Below are 14,427 nucleotides of genomic sequence, written 5' to 3' on the forward strand. Positions count from 1 at the left end.
TAATTATTCCTCGATTTCATTCAGGTTGCGTCCCGCCAGGGCGGCTTTGACCGTCTGGTCCATACGACGGGCGGCAAAGGCATCGGTCACTTGGGACAGGCGCTTGGTCTGTTGCTCGATGGCATAACCATCGTCGCCTTTCATCAGTTCGGCCAGTTCCTGCATTTGCAGGTCAATGACCATGCGCTCTTCGGCATCCAACAGGCGCTCGCCGTCAGCATCCAGCGCGCCCTGCACCGCTTCGAGCAGGCGCTGGGCGTCGACTTGCTGCTCACGCAATACACGGGCGACCTTGTCGTCACCGGCATATTGGAACGAGTCCTTGAGCATCTTGGCGATTTCACCGTCGGTGAGGCCGTAGGACGGCTTGACCTGGATGCTGGCTTCAACACCGGAGGCCAATTCACGCGCGGCGACGCTGAGCAAGCCGTCGGCGTCGACCTGGAAGGTCACGCGAATCTTCGCCGCACCCGCCACCATCGCCGGAATGCCGCGCAATTCAAAGCGCGCCAGGGAGCGGCAGTCGCTGATCAGCTCGCGCTCACCTTGCAACACGTGAATCATCATGGCCGTCTGGCCATCTTTGTAAGTAGTGAAGTCCTGGGCGCGGGCGACGGGGATGGTGGTGTTGCGTGGAATCACCTTCTCCATCAAGCCACCCATGGTTTCCAGCCCCAGGGACAGCGGGATCACGTCAAGCAAAAGCAGTTCGCTACCATCGCGCTTGTTACCGGCCAGCGTATCGGCCTGGATCGCAGCGCCAATGGCGACCACTTGATCCGGGTCGATTTCAGTCAGCGGCTGGCGACCGAAGGCCTCGGCGACGGCTTCACGCACGCGCGGCACACGGGTGGAGCCGCCGACCATGACCACGGCGCCGACGTCTTCCAGCTCGATACCGGAATCGCGCACCGCGCGGCGGCAGGCTTTCAGGCTGCGGGCAACCATCGGTTCGATCAACGCATCGAAGGCTTCGCGCGTCAGCTGGGCCGACCAGCTGCCGTAGGAAACTTCAACGCTTGCAGCATCGGTCAGCGCTTCCTTGGCCGCGCAAGCGGTTTGCAGCAGGTTGCGCTGCGCGCCCGGGTCCAAGTCGGCAGACAAGCCAGCGCTGCTGATGATCCAGCCCGCGATGGCGTGGTCGAAGTCATCGCCGCCCAGGGCGCTGTCGCCACCGGTGGCAAGCACTTCGAAGACGCCGCCGGTCAGGCGCAGGATCGAAATATCAAAGGTACCCCCGCCCAGGTCGTAAATAGCGACAAGGCCTTCGGCGTGCTGGTCCAGGCCATAAGCCACGGCCGCCGCAGTCGGTTCGTTGAGCAAGCGCAGCACGTTCAGGCCGGCGAGTTTTGCCGCGTCCTTGGTGGCTTGGCGCTGAGCGTCATCGAAATAAGCTGGAACAGTGATCACTGCGCCGACCAGTTCTCCGCCCAGGGTTTTTTCCGCGCGCTGGCGCAGCACCTTGAGGATATCGGCCGACACTTCCACCGGACTTTTCGGGCCCTGGATGGTGTCGATGAACGGCATGTGGGATTCACCGCCAACAAAGCGGTACGGCAACTGGTCGCCCAATTGCTTGACGTCGGACAGACCACGACCCATCAAGCGCTTGACCGATAGCACGGTATTCAACGGATCGGTAGACGCCGCCAGCTTGGCCGACTCACCGACTTCGATGCGGTCGGCGTGGTAGCGAACGGCAGACGGCAGAATCACCTGGCCATCAGCGTCGGGCAACGGCTCGGACAGGCCGCTGCGCAAGGCAGCAACCAGGGAATTGGTGGTGCCCAGGTCAATCCCGACCGCCAGGCGACGCTGGTGCGGTTGAGGACTTTGGCCGGGTTCGGCGATTTGCAGTAGGGCCATGGTAATCAGGTCTTATCTGTCTATCAGGCGTGCATCACGGGCAGCACACTGGGTTAATCGTCGAGGCGCTCTTCTAGCTGGCGCACTTCGTAGGTGAGCTTGTCGAGGAACTGCATGCGCCGCATCAGGCGTTCGGCCTGTTCGCGTTGCGCTGCATCGTTCCAACAGGCTGCGAAGCTTTCGTTGAGCTCGTCCTGGGCGGTTTTCAGACGACGCTTGAAGACTGCGACGCCGGCCAGATCGGCCTCGTCCTGCAAGTCTTCGAGTTCTTCGCGCCACTGCATCTGCTGCATCAAGAAGTCCGGGTCGTGAACCGTGACTTCCAGCGGCAACTCGCCCCCATTCATCGCGAGCAGGTAACGCGCGCGCTTGGGGGGGCTTTTGAGCGTCTGATAGGCTTCGTTGAGGCTGGCCGATTGCTCCAGTGCCAGGCGTTGCTCACGCTCGGAGGCGTCAGCGAAGCGGTCCGGATGCACGCCACGCGCCAGTTCTCGGTAGCGCGTGGCAAGCTGCTCAAGGTCCAGCCGAAAGCTCGGCTGCAGCTCGAATAAAGCGAAATGACAAGGAGTACCCACGAATAGCCTCAGATGTTGAAGCTTTCGCCGCAGCCACATTCACCGCGCACGTTGGGATTGTTGAACTTGAAGCCTTCGTTCAACCCTTCCTTGACGAAATCGAGCTCGGTGCCGTCCAGGTAGGTCAGGCTTTTAGGGTCGATGATCACTTTCTCGCCGTGACTTTCGAACACCTGGTCTTCCGCAACCACCTCGTCGACAAACTCCAGCACGTAGGCAAGGCCGGAGCAGCCTGTGGTGCGAACACCCAGACGAATCCCCTCACCTTTACCGCGCCCATTCAGGGAGCGGCGAATGTGCTGTGCAGCCGCTTCTGTCATGCTGATAGCCATCGTTGACTCCTTACTCGTCGCCAAATGCTTAGATCAAGCCTTTCTTCTGCTTGTAGTCGCGAACGGCCGCCTTGATGGCGTCTTCTGCGAGTACCGAGCAGTGGATTTTCACCGGCGGCAGGGCCAGTTCTTCGGCCAGCTGGGTGTTGCTGATGGTGACAGCCTCATCCAGGGTCTTGCCTTTCATCCATTCGGTCGCCAGGGAGCTGGAGGCGATGGCCGAACCGCAGCCGTAGGTCTTGAACTTGGCGTCTTCGATAACGCCATTGTCGTTGACCTTGATCTGCAGGCGCATCACATCGCCGCACGCCGGGGCGCCGACCATGCCGGTGCCGACATCAGGGTCTTCCGCGTCCATCTTGCCGACGTTACGCGGGTTTTCGTAGTGGTCGATGACCTTTTCGCTGTAAGCCATGGTACTGAATCCTCACTCATCAGGGCCGCTCTGGAACCCTGTAGAAACGCCTGCGTTTTCCGCCACGTTCCTACAGAGCTGGGGTGGCGGCTTCTATAGTTAGTGTGCCGCCCACTCGATCTTGGAAATATCAACACCGTCTTTGTACATGTCCCACAGCGGCGACAGAACGCGCAGCTTGTTGACGGCTTCGCAGACTTTCTGCGCGGCGTAGTCGACTTGCTCTTCGGTGGTGAAGCGGCCGAACGTAAAGCGGATCGAGCTATGCGCCAGTTCGTCGTTGCGGCCCAGGGCGCGCAGTACGTACGAAGGCTCAAGGGACGCCGAGGTGCAGGCCGAACCGGACGAAACTGCCAGATCCTTGAGCGCCATGATCAGCGACTCGCCTTCGACGTAGTTGAAACTCAAATTCAGGTTGTGCGGTACTCGGGCGGTCATGCTGCCGTTGATGTACAGCTCTTCAAGGTTCTCGACCTGCTTGTAGAAGCGGTCGCTCAGGGCCTTGATGCGCACGTTTTCGGCAGCCATGTCTTCCTTGGCTACACGGAAGGCTTCGCCCATGCCGACGATCTGGTGGGTTGCCAGTGTGCCCGAACGCATGCCGCGCTCGTGACCGCCGCCGTGCATGGTGGCTTCGATGCGCACGCGAGGCTTGCGGCTCACGTACAGGGCGCCGATGCCTTTAGGGCCGTAGGTCTTGTGGGCAGAGAACGACATCAGGTCGACTTTCAGTTTCGACAGGTCGATGTCGACCTTGCCAGTAGACTGAGCAGCGTCGACGTGCAGCAGGATGCCCTTCGAGCGGGTCAGCTCGCCGATGGCCGCGATGTCGTTAATGGTGCCGATTTCGTTGTTCACGTGGATCACGGAAACCAGGATGGTGTCTTCACGCAGGGCCGCTTCGATCATGGCCGGGGTGACAATACCGTCGGTGGTTGGCTCGAGGTAGGTGACCTCGAAACCTTCACGCTCCAGTTGGCGCATGGTGTCGAGGACAGCCTTGTGCTCAATCTTGGTGGTGATCAGGTGCTTGCCCTTGGTCGCATAGAAATGCGCCGCGCCCTTGATTGCCAGGTTGTCAGACTCGGTAGCACCGGAGGTCCAGACGATTTCCCGTGGGTCGGCGTTGACCAGGTCAGCGACTTGGCGACGAGCGTTCTCGACCGCTTCCTCGGCTTTCCAACCGAATACGTGGGAACGGGAGGCCGGGTTGCCGAAGTTTCCGTCAACCAGGAGGCATTCGCTCATCTTTTGCGCGACACGCGGATCAACCGGGGTGGTCGCTGAGTAATCAAGGTAAATCGGCAATTTCATGGACTTTCTCCTAAATCAGGCTGGCTGGCGTGCCGTTAGCTCTTCGGCTGTCACTCGACGGCGGACGCTTCGATCTTGTCCAGACGCGGCGCCTTGGTGTTGCAACGGCGCTGGTCCTGACGCTGGGCTACTTCTTGCACCTCACGGCGAGTCACAAGATCAGCCAAGCTGATACCACTCAAAAACTCATGGATCTGCAGGCTCAAGTCACACCACAGGTGGTGTGTCAGGCAGGTGTCGCCGGCGTGGCAGTCACCCAGGCCCTGGCATTTAGTGGCGTCGACGGACTCGTTGACCGCGTCGATCACCTGAGCCACCTGGATACCCTGCATGTCGCGGGACAACTGATAGCCGCCGCCTGGGCCGCGGACACTGGAAACCAGGTTGCTACGGCGCAACTTGGCAAACAGTTGCTCGAGATAGGACAGGGAAATGCCTTGGCGCTCGGAGATATCGGCCAGGGACACGGGCCCAGTTTGCGCGTGCAAAGCCAGGTCGAGCATGGCAGTTACCGCGTATCGGCCTTTTGTAGTCAGTCTCATGGACAATTACCAAGGTGTTTCAGAATGTGGGCAAGTATGCGATTCCCGAGTATTTAAGTCAACTATAAGACCTAGTACTTTAGTCAGGATTACCCGTAAAAAGGGCGCGCGAATCATAGCAGGATGGGGCGAGGACGAACAGCGAGAACAGGGGCGGATGGAGATCGCTGGATCAACGGAGATCAAAATGTGGGAGGGGGCTTGCCCCTCCCACAGAAAGGCCTCAACCGGCCTTGGACGCAGCTTCATCCTTGATCTCGGCGAAGTCTTCTTCGCGCAGCTCAGGCAGATCCTTCGCACAGTACGGACTGCCCAGGTCCTTCAGCGCACCGCACATGCCATCCAGCTTGCCGTCCACCGCTTGCAGGTGATCCAGCAACTGGCCAATGGCTCGCGCCACCGGGTCAGGCATGTCTTCGCTGACGCCATAGGCATCGAAGCCGATCTTCTCAGCCATGGCCTTGCGCTTGGCTTCCTGCTCGTCGCCGACTTCCGGCTTGACGATGATTCGGCCAGGAATACCTACAACGGTTGCACCTGGCGGCACAGCCTTGGTCACCACCGCATTGGAGCCGACCTTGGCGCCCGCGCCGACAGTGAACGGGCCGAGCACTTTCGCGCCCGCACCTACCACCACACCATCACCCAGAGTTGGGTGGCGCTTGCCCTTGTTCCAACTGGTCCCGCCCAAGGTCACACCCTGATAAAGGGTCACGTCATCGCCGATCTCGGCAGTCTCGCCAATCACGATGCCCATGCCATGGTCGATGAAAAAACGACGACCCACCTTGGCACCGGGATGAATCTCGATCCCAGTCATCCACCGCCCGAAGTTCGACACCAACCGCGCCAGCCATTTCCAACCCATACCCCACAGGGCACCGGACAGGCGGTGAATCCAGATGGCATGCATGCCCGGGTAGCAGGTCAGCACTTCAAAGGCGTTGCGCGCCGCCGGGTCACGGTGGAAAACACTCTGGATATCTTCTCGCAAACGCTCGAACATTTTTAATCCTTCCGCTTAAGAAGCTCGCCACGGGCCGCTTTCTGGGTTTCCGTGAGAATGCCACGCAATATGTTCATTTCTGCCCGGCTGACCGAGCTGCGTCCGTAAAGGCGACGCAGGCGTGCCATCAAATGCCGTGGTTTTTCCGGATCGAGGAATTCGATGGCCACCAGGGTTTGCTCCAGGTGTTCATAGAACCGCTCCAGTTCGTCCATGGTGGCCAACTCGCCACTTTTGGTCGACGCGACCTCTTCCTTCTCTACCTTGCTCGGCTGACCCGCAGCGGCCAGCCAGGCCATGCGCACTTCGTAGGTCAACACCTGCACCGCCGCCCCGAGGTTCAGCGAGCTGAACTCAGGGTCCGATGGGATGTGCACATGGTAATGACATCGCTGCAGCTCTTCATTGGTCAGGCCGGAGTCCTCACGACCAAAGACCAAGGCGATTTCAGCGCCGCCGGCGGCTTCTTCGACCACTTTGGTGCCGCATTCACGCGGATCCAGCAGCGGCCAAGGGATGCGACGGTCGCGGGCACTGGTGCCGAGCACCAGGTTGCAGCCGACCAAGGCGTCTTCCAAGGTGGCGACAACCTGGGCTTTTTCCAGGATGTCATTGGCGCCGGACGCACGGGCATCAGCCTCGTGGTGCGGGAACACACGCGGTTCGACCAGCACCAGGCGCGTCAGCCCCATGTTTTTCATGGCTCGCGCCACCCCGCCGATGTTGCCGGGATGACTGGTATTGACCAAGACGACACGAATGTTTTGCAGCAAGGGAGGCGCTCTCGGACACGGGAAAGGGGAGCAAATCTTACAGAACAGCCTAAGGTTATGCCATGAAAGCTAACGTCGTCCTTCACCTGAAGAAAGTTTCTGCTAGAATGCTCGGCTTTCTTTAACAACCTTAGGTGACACATCCATGCAGCCCATGCTGAATATCGCGCTGCGCGCCGCCCGCAGCGCCAGTGAATTGATCTTCCGCTCCATCGAGCGCCTGGATACCATCAAGGTCGACGAAAAAGACGCCAAGGATTATGTATCCGAGGTGGATCGCGCCGCCGAACAGAAAATCATCGATGCCCTGCGCAAGGCCTACCCTACCCACGGCATCCTCGGTGAAGAAACCGGCTTGCACAAAGGCAGCGGCGAAGGCGAAGACTATCTGTGGATCATCGACCCACTGGATGGCACCACCAACTTCCTGCGCGGCATCCCGCACTTTGCCGTGAGCATCGCGTGCAAATACCGCGGTCGCCTGGAACACGCCGTTGTCCTGGACCCAGTGCGCCAGGAAGAATTCACCGCCAGCCGTGGCCGTGGCGCCCAGCTGAACGGTCGCCGCCTGCGTGTCAGCGGTCGCACCAGCCTGGACGGCGCCCTGCTGGGTACCGGCTTCCCGTTCCGTGACGACCAGATGGACAACCTGGAAAACTACCTGGGCATGTTCCGCGCCCTGGTTGGCCAGACCGCTGGCATTCGTCGCGCCGGCGCAGCGAGCCTGGACCTGGCTTATGTGGCTGCTGGTCGTTTCGATGCGTTCTGGGAGTCGGGCCTGTCCGAGTGGGACATGGCTGCAGGCGCCCTGCTGATCCAGGAAGCAGGCGGCTTGGTGAGCGACTTCACGGGCGGTCACGATTTCCTTGAGAAAGGCCACGTCGTTGCCGGCAACACCAAATGCTTCAAGGCAGTACTGACGGCCATCCAGCCGCACCTGCCTGCATCGCTGAAGCGCTAAGCGAGCGAGCACAAAAAAGCACCCCAAGGGGTGCTTTTTTTATGCCTGTAGAACCGGTTACTGCTGGTTCTGACCCAGGATCAGGCGACCCTCTTTGTCGACTGGAATCTGGCTGCCAGGGTCACGCTCCATACGCACGGAACCTTCCTTGCCATCCAGGTTGTAACGCACGTCGTACCCGACCACCTTGTCGCTGATGTCGTTGACGGTGTTACAACGGGTTTGCGTGGTGGTGTAGGTATCGCGGTTCTGCATGCCTTCCTGAACCTTGTTACCGGCGTAACCGCCGCCCACCGCGCCGGCTACAGTCGCCAGCTTCTTGCCATTACCACCACCGATCTGGTTGCCCAGCAAACCACCCGCCAGGGCGCCTACGACCGTACCGGCGATTTGATGCTGATCCTGCACCGGACGCTGCCGGGTCACGGTGACGTCCTTGCAGACCTCACGGGGAGTTTTTATCTGGGTTTTAACCGGCTGCACCGCCAGCACTTGCGCATACTCAGGGCCGCTTTTTACCAGGCTGTAGGTGGCAACAGCACCCCCGGCAGTCACACCGACAGCACCCAATACCGCACCAACCAGCAACGACTTGTTCACGTGAACCTCCTGACCATCACAAGCGGACCGAAACGTCCGCGCTATACCCAGCCTTGGAGCAAAAAAAAAGGCGCGAGTTCAATACTCGCGCCTTTCTTGTCACAGCCGATCAACAAACGCCCATCAAGGACGGTCGTCAACCTCCTTGCCAGTGCTGGCCGGAGGGATCAGGTCTTCGCTGTTGAGGTTCAGCCAGATCAGCACCACGTTGGCGATGTAGATCGACGAGTAGGTGCCCGCCAGAACGCCGATGAACAGCGCCAAGGAGAAGCCCCACAGGTTGTCGCCACCGAAGATCATCAGCGCAGCGATCGCCAGCAAAGTGGAGATCGACGTCGCCATGGTCCGCAGCAGGGTCTGGGTGGTCGAGACGTTGATGTTTTCGATCAGCGACGCCTTGCGCAGTACACGGAAGTTCTCACGAACCCGGTCGAATACCACGATGGTGTCGTTGAGGGAGTAACCAATGATCGCCAATACAGCGGCCAGTACGGTCAGGTCGAACGTGATCTGGAAGTACGCCAGGATACCCACGGTGACGATCACGTCATGGATCAGCGACACAATGGCGCCGACACCGAACTTCCACTGAAAGCGGAACGCCAGGTAGATCATGATGCCGACCAGCGCCATCAGCATGCCGAGGCCGCCCTGGTCGCGCAGTTCTTCACCGACCTGCGGACCCACGAACTCGACACGCTTGACCGACGCAGGGTTGTCGCCGCCGACCTTCTGCAAGGCCTCGGCCACCTGGTGACCCAGTTGCGGGTCTTCGCCAGGCATACGCACCAGCAGGTCGGTGGTGGCACCAAAGCTCTGCACGATGGCTTCGTGATAGCCGGCCTTGACCAGCTCGTTGCGCACCAGGGTCACATCGGCCGGTTTCTCGTAGGTCAGCTCGATGAGCGTACCGCCGGTAAAGTCCAGACCGTAGTTCAGGCCCTTATGGAACCAGCTGAACAACGCCAGAACGGTAAGGAGCACGGTGACGCCGAACGCAACGTTGCGAACGCCCATGAAGTTGATTGTACGTAACATGGCAGCCCCTTAAATCCACAACTTCTTGAAGTCACGCCCGCCATAGATCAGGTTGACCATTGCGCGGGTCACCATGATGGCCGTGAACATCGAGGTAAAGATACCGAGGGACATGGTCACCGCAAAGCCCTTGACCGGGCCGGTACCCATGGCGAAGAGAATCCCACCCACCAACAATGTGGTCAGGTTGGAGTCGAGAATCGCGGTAAATGCCCGGCCGAAGCCTTCGTTGATTGCACGCTGTACGGTCATGCCATTGGCGATCTCTTCACGAATCCGCGAGAAGATCAGTACGTTGGCATCTACCGCCATACCCATGGTGAGTACGATACCGGCGATACCTGGCAAGGTCAGCGTAGCGCCCAGCAGCGACATCAGGGCCAGCAGCATGACCATGTTGCCCGCCAGGGCCACGGTGGCGATAACACCGAAGAAGCGGTAGATGGCGATGATGAACAGGGACACGAATAGCATGCCCCACAAGGCCGCGTCGATACCCTTGGTGATGTTGTCGGCACCCAGGCTCGGGCCGATGGTACGTTCTTCAGCGAAGTACATTGGGGCAGCCAGGCCACCGGCACGCAGCAGCAGGGCCAGTTCCGAGGATTCGCCCTGGCCGTTCAAGCCAGTGATACGGAACTGAGCACCCAGTGGCGACTGGATGGTCGCCAGGCTGATGATCTTCTTCTCTTCCTTGAAGGTCTGAACCGGCACGTCTTTCTCGACGCCGTTGACCATCTGCTTGGTATAGGTGGTCACCGGGCGTTGCTCGATGAAGATCACCGCCATGCTGCGACCGACGTTGCTGCGCGTGGCGCGGCTCATCAGTTCGCCGCCATGGCCATCCAGACGGATGTTCACTTCAGGGGTGCCATGCTCGCCAAAACCAGCCTTGGCGTCAGTCACCTGGTCACCGGTGATGATCAAGCCACGCTCGATCAACGCAGGAGGACGGTTGCCTTCGCGGAACTCGAACTCTTCGGAAGTGGCGCGAGTAGCACCCGGCTCAGCCGCCAGACGGAATTCCAGGTTGGCGGTTTTACCCAGGATACGCTTGGCTTCAGCGGTGTCCTGTACGCCCGGCAGTTCAACCACGATACGGTTGGCACCCTGGCGCTGAACGATTGGCTCAGCCACACCCAGTTCGTTGACGCGGTTACGTACCGTGGTCAAGTTCTGCTTGATGGAGTATTCACGGATTTCCGCCAGCTTGGCCGGGGTCATCGCCAGACGCAGTACAGGTTGACCGTTGAGGTCGGCCGGTACGATGTCGAAATCGTTGAAGTTCTTGCGGATCAGTGCACGGGCCTGTTCGCGGGAAGCTTCGTCAGAGAAGCCCAGCTGGATGGCACCGTTGAGCTGCGGCAGGCTGCGATAACGCAGGCGCTCTTTACGCAGCAGGCTCTTCACGTCGCCTTCGTAGACCTTCAGTCGAGCGTCGAGGGCTTTGTCCATGTCGACTTCCAGCAGGAAGTGCACGCCACCGGACAAGTCCAGACCCAGCTTCATCGGGTGCGCGCCAATCTTGCGCAGCCAGGTTGGCGTGGTCTGCGCCAGGTTGAGCGCGACAACATAGTCGTCACCCATGGCCTTGCGCACGACATCTTTGGCCGGCAATTGGTCTTCTGCCTTGGTCAGGCGCAGCAAGCCGCCCTTCGCATCAGCTGCCAACGTTGCTGCCTTGACCTGGATACCCGCGTCAACGAGCGCTTTGCTCGCGCGTTCCAGATCGGCCTGATTGACCTGCAGCGAAGTGCTGGCGCCAGTGATCTGGATCGCCGGGTCATCAGGATAGAGATTGGGAGCGGAATAAATAAAACCGATCGCCAGCACCGCCAGGATCAGTACGTATTTCCACAGAGGGTATTTGTTCAGCATCACGCCGCCCGCTTATAACGCGGGGCGCCTTGCGCGCCCCGTCGATTGGTAAAGGTTGTTACTCAGATCGCTTTGAGCGTGCCTTTTGGCAGCGTGGCGGCGATGGCGCCCTTCTGGAACTTCATTTCTACGGTGTCGGAAACTTCCAGAACCACGAAAGCATCGGAAACCTTGGTGATCTTGCCGGCGATGCCGCCAGTGGTTACAACTTCGTCACCTTTCTGCAGGCTGCCCAGCAGGTTTTTCTGCTCTTTGGCGCGCTTGGCCTGTGGACGCCAGATCATCAGGTAGAAGATGACCAGGAAGCCGACCAGGAAAATCCACTCGAAACCACCGCCCATAGGGCCGGCAGCAGCAGGCGCAGCGGCATCAGCCATGGCGTTAGAGATAAAAAAGCTCATTTAGCACTCCAGTTGCAAATAGTGAATCTTAGGGTCGGAAAACTCAGTCCAAGGGCGGCACAGGGAGCCCGCGCTTGGCATAGAAGGCATCGACGAAGGCGGCCAATGTACCCTGTTGAATAGCCTCGCGCAAACCAGCCATCAGGACTTGGTAGTGACGCAAATTGTGGATGGTATTCAACATGCTACCCAGCATTTCCCCACACTTGTCCAGATGGTGCAGATAAGCACGGGAGAAGTTCTGGCAGGTGTAGCAATCACAGGTGGGATCCAGCGGCGAATCATCATGGCGATGGAACGCGTTACGGATCTTCAGCACGCCTGTATCGATGAACAGATGCCCATTGCGGGCATTACGGGTTGGCATCACGCAATCGAACATGTCCACACCGCGGCGCACACCCTCTACGAGATCTTCCGGTTTGCCAACGCCCATAAGGTAACGAGGTTTGTCAGCCGGCATCAGGCCCGGCAGGTAATCCAGCACCTTGATCATTTCGTGCTTGGGCTCGCCCACCGACAAACCGCCGATGGCCAGGCCGTCAAACCCGATTTTGTCCAAGCCTTCCAGCGAGCGTTTGCGCAGGCTTTCGTGCATGCCGCCCTGGACGATACCGAACAGCGCAGCGGTGTTATCGCCGTGGGCATTCTTCGAACGCTGGGCCCAACGCAGGGACAACTCCATGGAGATCCGCGCGACGTCTTCGTCAGCCGGGTACGGCGTGCACTCGTCGAAAATCATCACGATGTCGGAGCCCAAGTCACGCTGAACCTGCATCGACTCTTCCGGACCCATGAACACTTTGGAACCGTCCACCGGCGAGGCGAAGGTCACGCCCTCCTCCTTGATCTTGCGCATGGCGCCCAAGCTGAACACCTGGAAACCACCCGAGTCGGTCAGGATCGGGCCTTGCCATTTCATGAAGTCATGCAGGTCGCCATGCTTCTTGATCACTTCCGTGCCCGGGCGCAGCCACAGGTGGAAGGTGTTGCCGAGGATGATCTCGGCGCCGGTGGCGACGATGTCACGCGGCAGCATGCCTTTGACGGTGCCGTAGGTGCCGACCGGCATGAAAGCCGGGGTCTCGACGGTACCGCGTGGGAAGGTCAAACGGCCGCGGCGAGCTTTACCATCCGTGGCCAGCAATTCAAACGACATACGACTCATGATTGCTCCTCTGGGCCCGCTTCTTTAGGGGCAGTCGGCGCCGGATTGCGGGTGATAAACATCGCATCACCGTAGCTGAAAAAACGGTACTCGTTGGCGATGGCGGCTTGATAAGCGGCCATGGTTTCCGGGTAACCGGCAAATGCCGAAACCAGCATCAACAGCGTGGATTCGGGCAGATGGAAGTTGGTCACCAAGCAATCGACCACATGGAATGGCCGGCCTGGGAAGATAAAGATATCGGTGTCGCCGCTGAACGGCTTGAGCACGCCATCACGGGCCGCGCTTTCCAACGAGCGCACACTGGTGGTGCCCACTGCGACTACGCGTCCGCCACGCGCCTTGCACGCCGCGACAGCGTCCACCACTTCCTGGCTGACTTCCAACCACTCGCTGTGCATATGATGGTCTTCGATGTTATCCACACGCACCGGCTGAAACGTGCCGGCCCCCACGTGCAGGGTCACATAGGCGGTCTCGACGCCCTTGGCGGCAATCGCATCGAGCAGCGGTTGGTCGAAGTGCAGGCCTGCGGTCGGTGCAGCAACGGCGCCGAGGCGCTGGGAGTAAACCGTCTGATAGCGTTCGCGGTCCGAGTCTTCGTCGGGGCGGTCTATATAGGGAGGCAACGGCATATGGCCGACGCGCTCCAGCAGCGGCAATACCTCTTCGGCAAACTTGAGTTCGAACAGCGCATCATGACGCGCCACCATCTCGGCTTCGCCACCGCCATCGATCAGTATGGAGGATCCCGGTTTCGGCGACTTGCTCGAACGCACATGGGCCAGTACGCGATGACTGTCCAGTACTCGCTCAACCAGAATTTCAAGCTTGCCACCAGATGCTTTCTGGCCAAACAGCCGCGCCGGAATCACCCGGGTGTTGTTGAACACCATCAGATCGCCAGGGCGCAAATGCTCAAGCAAATCAGTGAATTGACGGTGTGCGAGGACGCCACTCACCCCGTCCAGGGTCAGCAGTCGACTGGCGCGACGCTCGGCCAAAGGGTGGCGAGCGATCAGCGAATCAGGGAGTTCAAAAGTAAAGTCAGCAACGCGCATGATGGAGTTCGTCTAGCAGGGCCGGGAAGTCTAGCGGAATTAGTCAAAATTGACCATGAAAGGTGATTGACCAACGGTAATCTCATCTCTATACTTCGCCGCCATTGAGCCCTGATGGCGGAATTGGTAGACGCGGCGGATTCAAAATCCGTTTTCGAAAGGAGTGGGAGTTCGAGTCTCCCTCGGGGCACCATCTTAAAAAAAGACCTTGAAATTCAAGGTCTTTTTTTCGCCTGTAAAAAAGTGCATCACCTGCAAAGTTGTTCTTTTGTGAGCGGTGCACCACTCCAAACCCCTCTCCAGGCGCGCTCTGACACGCCCTGTCAGCGCAATGCCTGCCTACCATTCATCGCGCACTCACAAGCCTCTAGCAGCTACTGGAGAGCGCTCAGCGCGTCGAACACATTTGGGTGCCAGCACTACCGAGCATGTATGAAAAACCAGATTAATGCGGCGCTGAAAGCACCGATGAAGTGATCACTCCGAGTATTTGGGGA

15 protein-coding genes and 1 tRNA gene are annotated in these 14,427 nt (G+C 59.4%); 2 read left to right on the forward strand and 14 right to left on the reverse strand.

What is annotated here, in order from left to right; all coding sequences use genetic code 11:
• Positions 1–3: 3 nt before the first annotated feature.
• The 8 genes from hscA to trmJ form a co-directional block, all read right to left on the reverse strand.
• Positions 4–1,866, reverse strand: a complete 1,863-nt coding sequence (gene hscA / locus WH299_RS11800; RefSeq protein ID WP_339550328.1) for a Fe-S protein assembly chaperone HscA — start codon at positions 1,864–1,866, stop codon at positions 4–6.
• Between the two features lie 53 nt (positions 1,867–1,919).
• Positions 1,920–2,441, reverse strand: coding sequence for a co-chaperone HscB (gene hscB / locus WH299_RS11805; RefSeq protein ID WP_078050105.1), 522 nt, complete (start codon positions 2,439–2,441; stop codon positions 1,920–1,922).
• 8 nt (positions 2,442–2,449) lie between these two features.
• On the reverse strand, positions 2,450–2,773 hold the full coding sequence (gene iscA / locus WH299_RS11810) for an iron-sulfur cluster assembly protein IscA (RefSeq protein WP_003175963.1): 324 nt from the start codon (positions 2,771–2,773) through the stop codon (positions 2,450–2,452).
• A 28-nt stretch (positions 2,774–2,801) separates the two neighbouring features.
• On the reverse strand, positions 2,802–3,188 hold the full coding sequence (gene iscU, locus WH299_RS11815) for a Fe-S cluster assembly scaffold IscU (protein ID WP_010207899.1): 387 nt from the start codon (positions 3,186–3,188) through the stop codon (positions 2,802–2,804).
• A gap of 99 nt (positions 3,189–3,287) precedes the next feature.
• On the reverse strand, positions 3,288–4,502 hold the full coding sequence (locus tag WH299_RS11820) for an IscS subfamily cysteine desulfurase (RefSeq protein ID WP_010207898.1): 1,215 nt from the start codon (positions 4,500–4,502) through the stop codon (positions 3,288–3,290).
• 50 nt (positions 4,503–4,552) lie between these two features.
• The gene (iscR, locus tag WH299_RS11825) at positions 4,553–5,044 is read right to left on the reverse strand and encodes a Fe-S cluster assembly transcriptional regulator IscR (RefSeq protein ID WP_003194020.1); all 492 of its coding nucleotides are present in this window, start codon (positions 5,042–5,044) and stop codon (positions 4,553–4,555) included.
• Positions 5,045–5,267: 223 nt separating this feature from the next.
• The gene (cysE, locus tag WH299_RS11830) at positions 5,268–6,050 is read right to left on the reverse strand and encodes a serine O-acetyltransferase (RefSeq protein ID WP_123478454.1); all 783 of its coding nucleotides are present in this window, start codon (positions 6,048–6,050) and stop codon (positions 5,268–5,270) included.
• A gap of 2 nt (positions 6,051–6,052) precedes the next feature.
• Positions 6,053–6,823 (reverse strand): tRNA (cytosine(32)/uridine(32)-2'-O)-methyltransferase TrmJ, encoded by a 771-nt coding sequence (gene trmJ, locus WH299_RS11835; RefSeq protein WP_025859279.1) that lies wholly within the window; start codon positions 6,821–6,823, stop codon positions 6,053–6,055.
• A gap of 145 nt (positions 6,824–6,968) precedes the next feature.
• Here trmJ and suhB point away from each other — a divergent pair, with 145 nt between their 5' ends.
• Complete coding sequence (suhB, locus tag WH299_RS11840) at positions 6,969–7,784, forward strand: type III secretion system regulator SuhB (RefSeq protein WP_003175971.1); 816 nt, start codon at positions 6,969–6,971, stop codon at positions 7,782–7,784.
• A 57-nt stretch (positions 7,785–7,841) separates the two neighbouring features.
• On the opposite strand, the gene WH299_RS11845 is transcribed toward suhB, so the two are convergent.
• The 6 genes from WH299_RS11845 to queA form a co-directional block, all read right to left on the reverse strand.
• Positions 7,842–8,384, reverse strand: coding sequence for a glycine zipper 2TM domain-containing protein (locus tag WH299_RS11845; RefSeq protein ID WP_010207894.1), 543 nt, complete (start codon positions 8,382–8,384; stop codon positions 7,842–7,844).
• Positions 8,385–8,507: 123 nt separating this feature from the next.
• Positions 8,508–9,422, reverse strand: coding sequence for a protein translocase subunit SecF (secF, locus tag WH299_RS11850; RefSeq protein WP_028617853.1), 915 nt, complete (start codon positions 9,420–9,422; stop codon positions 8,508–8,510).
• A 9-nt stretch (positions 9,423–9,431) separates the two neighbouring features.
• A complete protein-coding gene (secD, locus tag WH299_RS11855) occupies positions 9,432–11,300 on the reverse strand; it encodes a protein translocase subunit SecD (protein WP_122728723.1) in 1,869 nt (622 codons plus the stop codon).
• A 62-nt stretch (positions 11,301–11,362) separates the two neighbouring features.
• Positions 11,363–11,701 carry a preprotein translocase subunit YajC gene (yajC, locus tag WH299_RS11860; protein WP_003175975.1) on the reverse strand — a complete coding sequence of 113 codons (339 nt, stop codon included), beginning with the start codon at positions 11,699–11,701 and terminating at the stop codon, positions 11,363–11,365.
• Positions 11,702–11,744: 43 nt separating this feature from the next.
• Positions 11,745–12,860 (reverse strand): tRNA guanosine(34) transglycosylase Tgt, encoded by a 1,116-nt coding sequence (gene tgt, locus WH299_RS11865; protein ID WP_003175976.1) that lies wholly within the window; start codon positions 12,858–12,860, stop codon positions 11,745–11,747.
• 5 nt (positions 12,861–12,865) lie between these two features.
• Positions 12,866–13,930 (reverse strand): tRNA preQ1(34) S-adenosylmethionine ribosyltransferase-isomerase QueA, encoded by a 1,065-nt coding sequence (queA, locus tag WH299_RS11870; protein WP_122728727.1) that lies wholly within the window; start codon positions 13,928–13,930, stop codon positions 12,866–12,868.
• Between the two features lie 108 nt (positions 13,931–14,038).
• Between queA and WH299_RS11875 the strand changes: the two genes are divergently transcribed.
• Positions 14,039–14,123 (forward strand) — tRNA-Leu (locus WH299_RS11875).
• Positions 14,124–14,427 lie beyond the last annotated feature (304 nt).

Source organism: Pseudomonas sp. MYb541 (assembly GCF_037479595.1).
Lineage (GTDB): Bacteria > Pseudomonadota > Gammaproteobacteria > Pseudomonadales > Pseudomonadaceae > Aquipseudomonas > Aquipseudomonas canadensis.

Coding starts and splice junctions, on each gene's coding strand:
- hscA (WP_339550328.1), bottom strand. CDS start 1,866: ATGGCCCTACTGCAAATCGCCGAACCCGGCCAAAGTCCTCAACCGCAC.
- iscA (WP_003175963.1), bottom strand. CDS start 2,773: ATGGCTATCAGCATGACAGAAGCGGCTGCACAGCACATTCGCCGCTCC.
- iscU (WP_010207899.1), bottom strand. CDS start 3,188: ATGGCTTACAGCGAAAAGGTCATCGACCACTACGAAAACCCGCGTAAC.
- WH299_RS11820 (WP_010207898.1), bottom strand. CDS start 4,502: ATGAAATTGCCGATTTACCTTGATTACTCAGCGACCACCCCGGTTGAT.
- iscR (WP_003194020.1), bottom strand. CDS start 5,044: ATGAGACTGACTACAAAAGGCCGATACGCGGTAACTGCCATGCTCGAC.
- cysE (WP_123478454.1), bottom strand. CDS start 6,050: ATGTTCGAGCGTTTGCGAGAAGATATCCAGAGTGTTTTCCACCGTGAC.
- suhB (WP_003175971.1), top strand. CDS start 6,969: ATGCAGCCCATGCTGAATATCGCGCTGCGCGCCGCCCGCAGCGCCAGT.
- secF (WP_028617853.1), bottom strand. CDS start 9,422: ATGTTACGTACAATCAACTTCATGGGCGTTCGCAACGTTGCGTTCGGC.
- secD (WP_122728723.1), bottom strand. CDS start 11,300: ATGCTGAACAAATACCCTCTGTGGAAATACGTACTGATCCTGGCGGTG.
- yajC (WP_003175975.1), bottom strand. CDS start 11,701: ATGAGCTTTTTTATCTCTAACGCCATGGCTGATGCCGCTGCGCCTGCT.
- tgt (WP_003175976.1), bottom strand. CDS start 12,860: ATGTCGTTTGAATTGCTGGCCACGGATGGTAAAGCTCGCCGCGGCCGT.
- queA (WP_122728727.1), bottom strand. CDS start 13,930: ATGCGCGTTGCTGACTTTACTTTTGAACTCCCTGATTCGCTGATCGCT.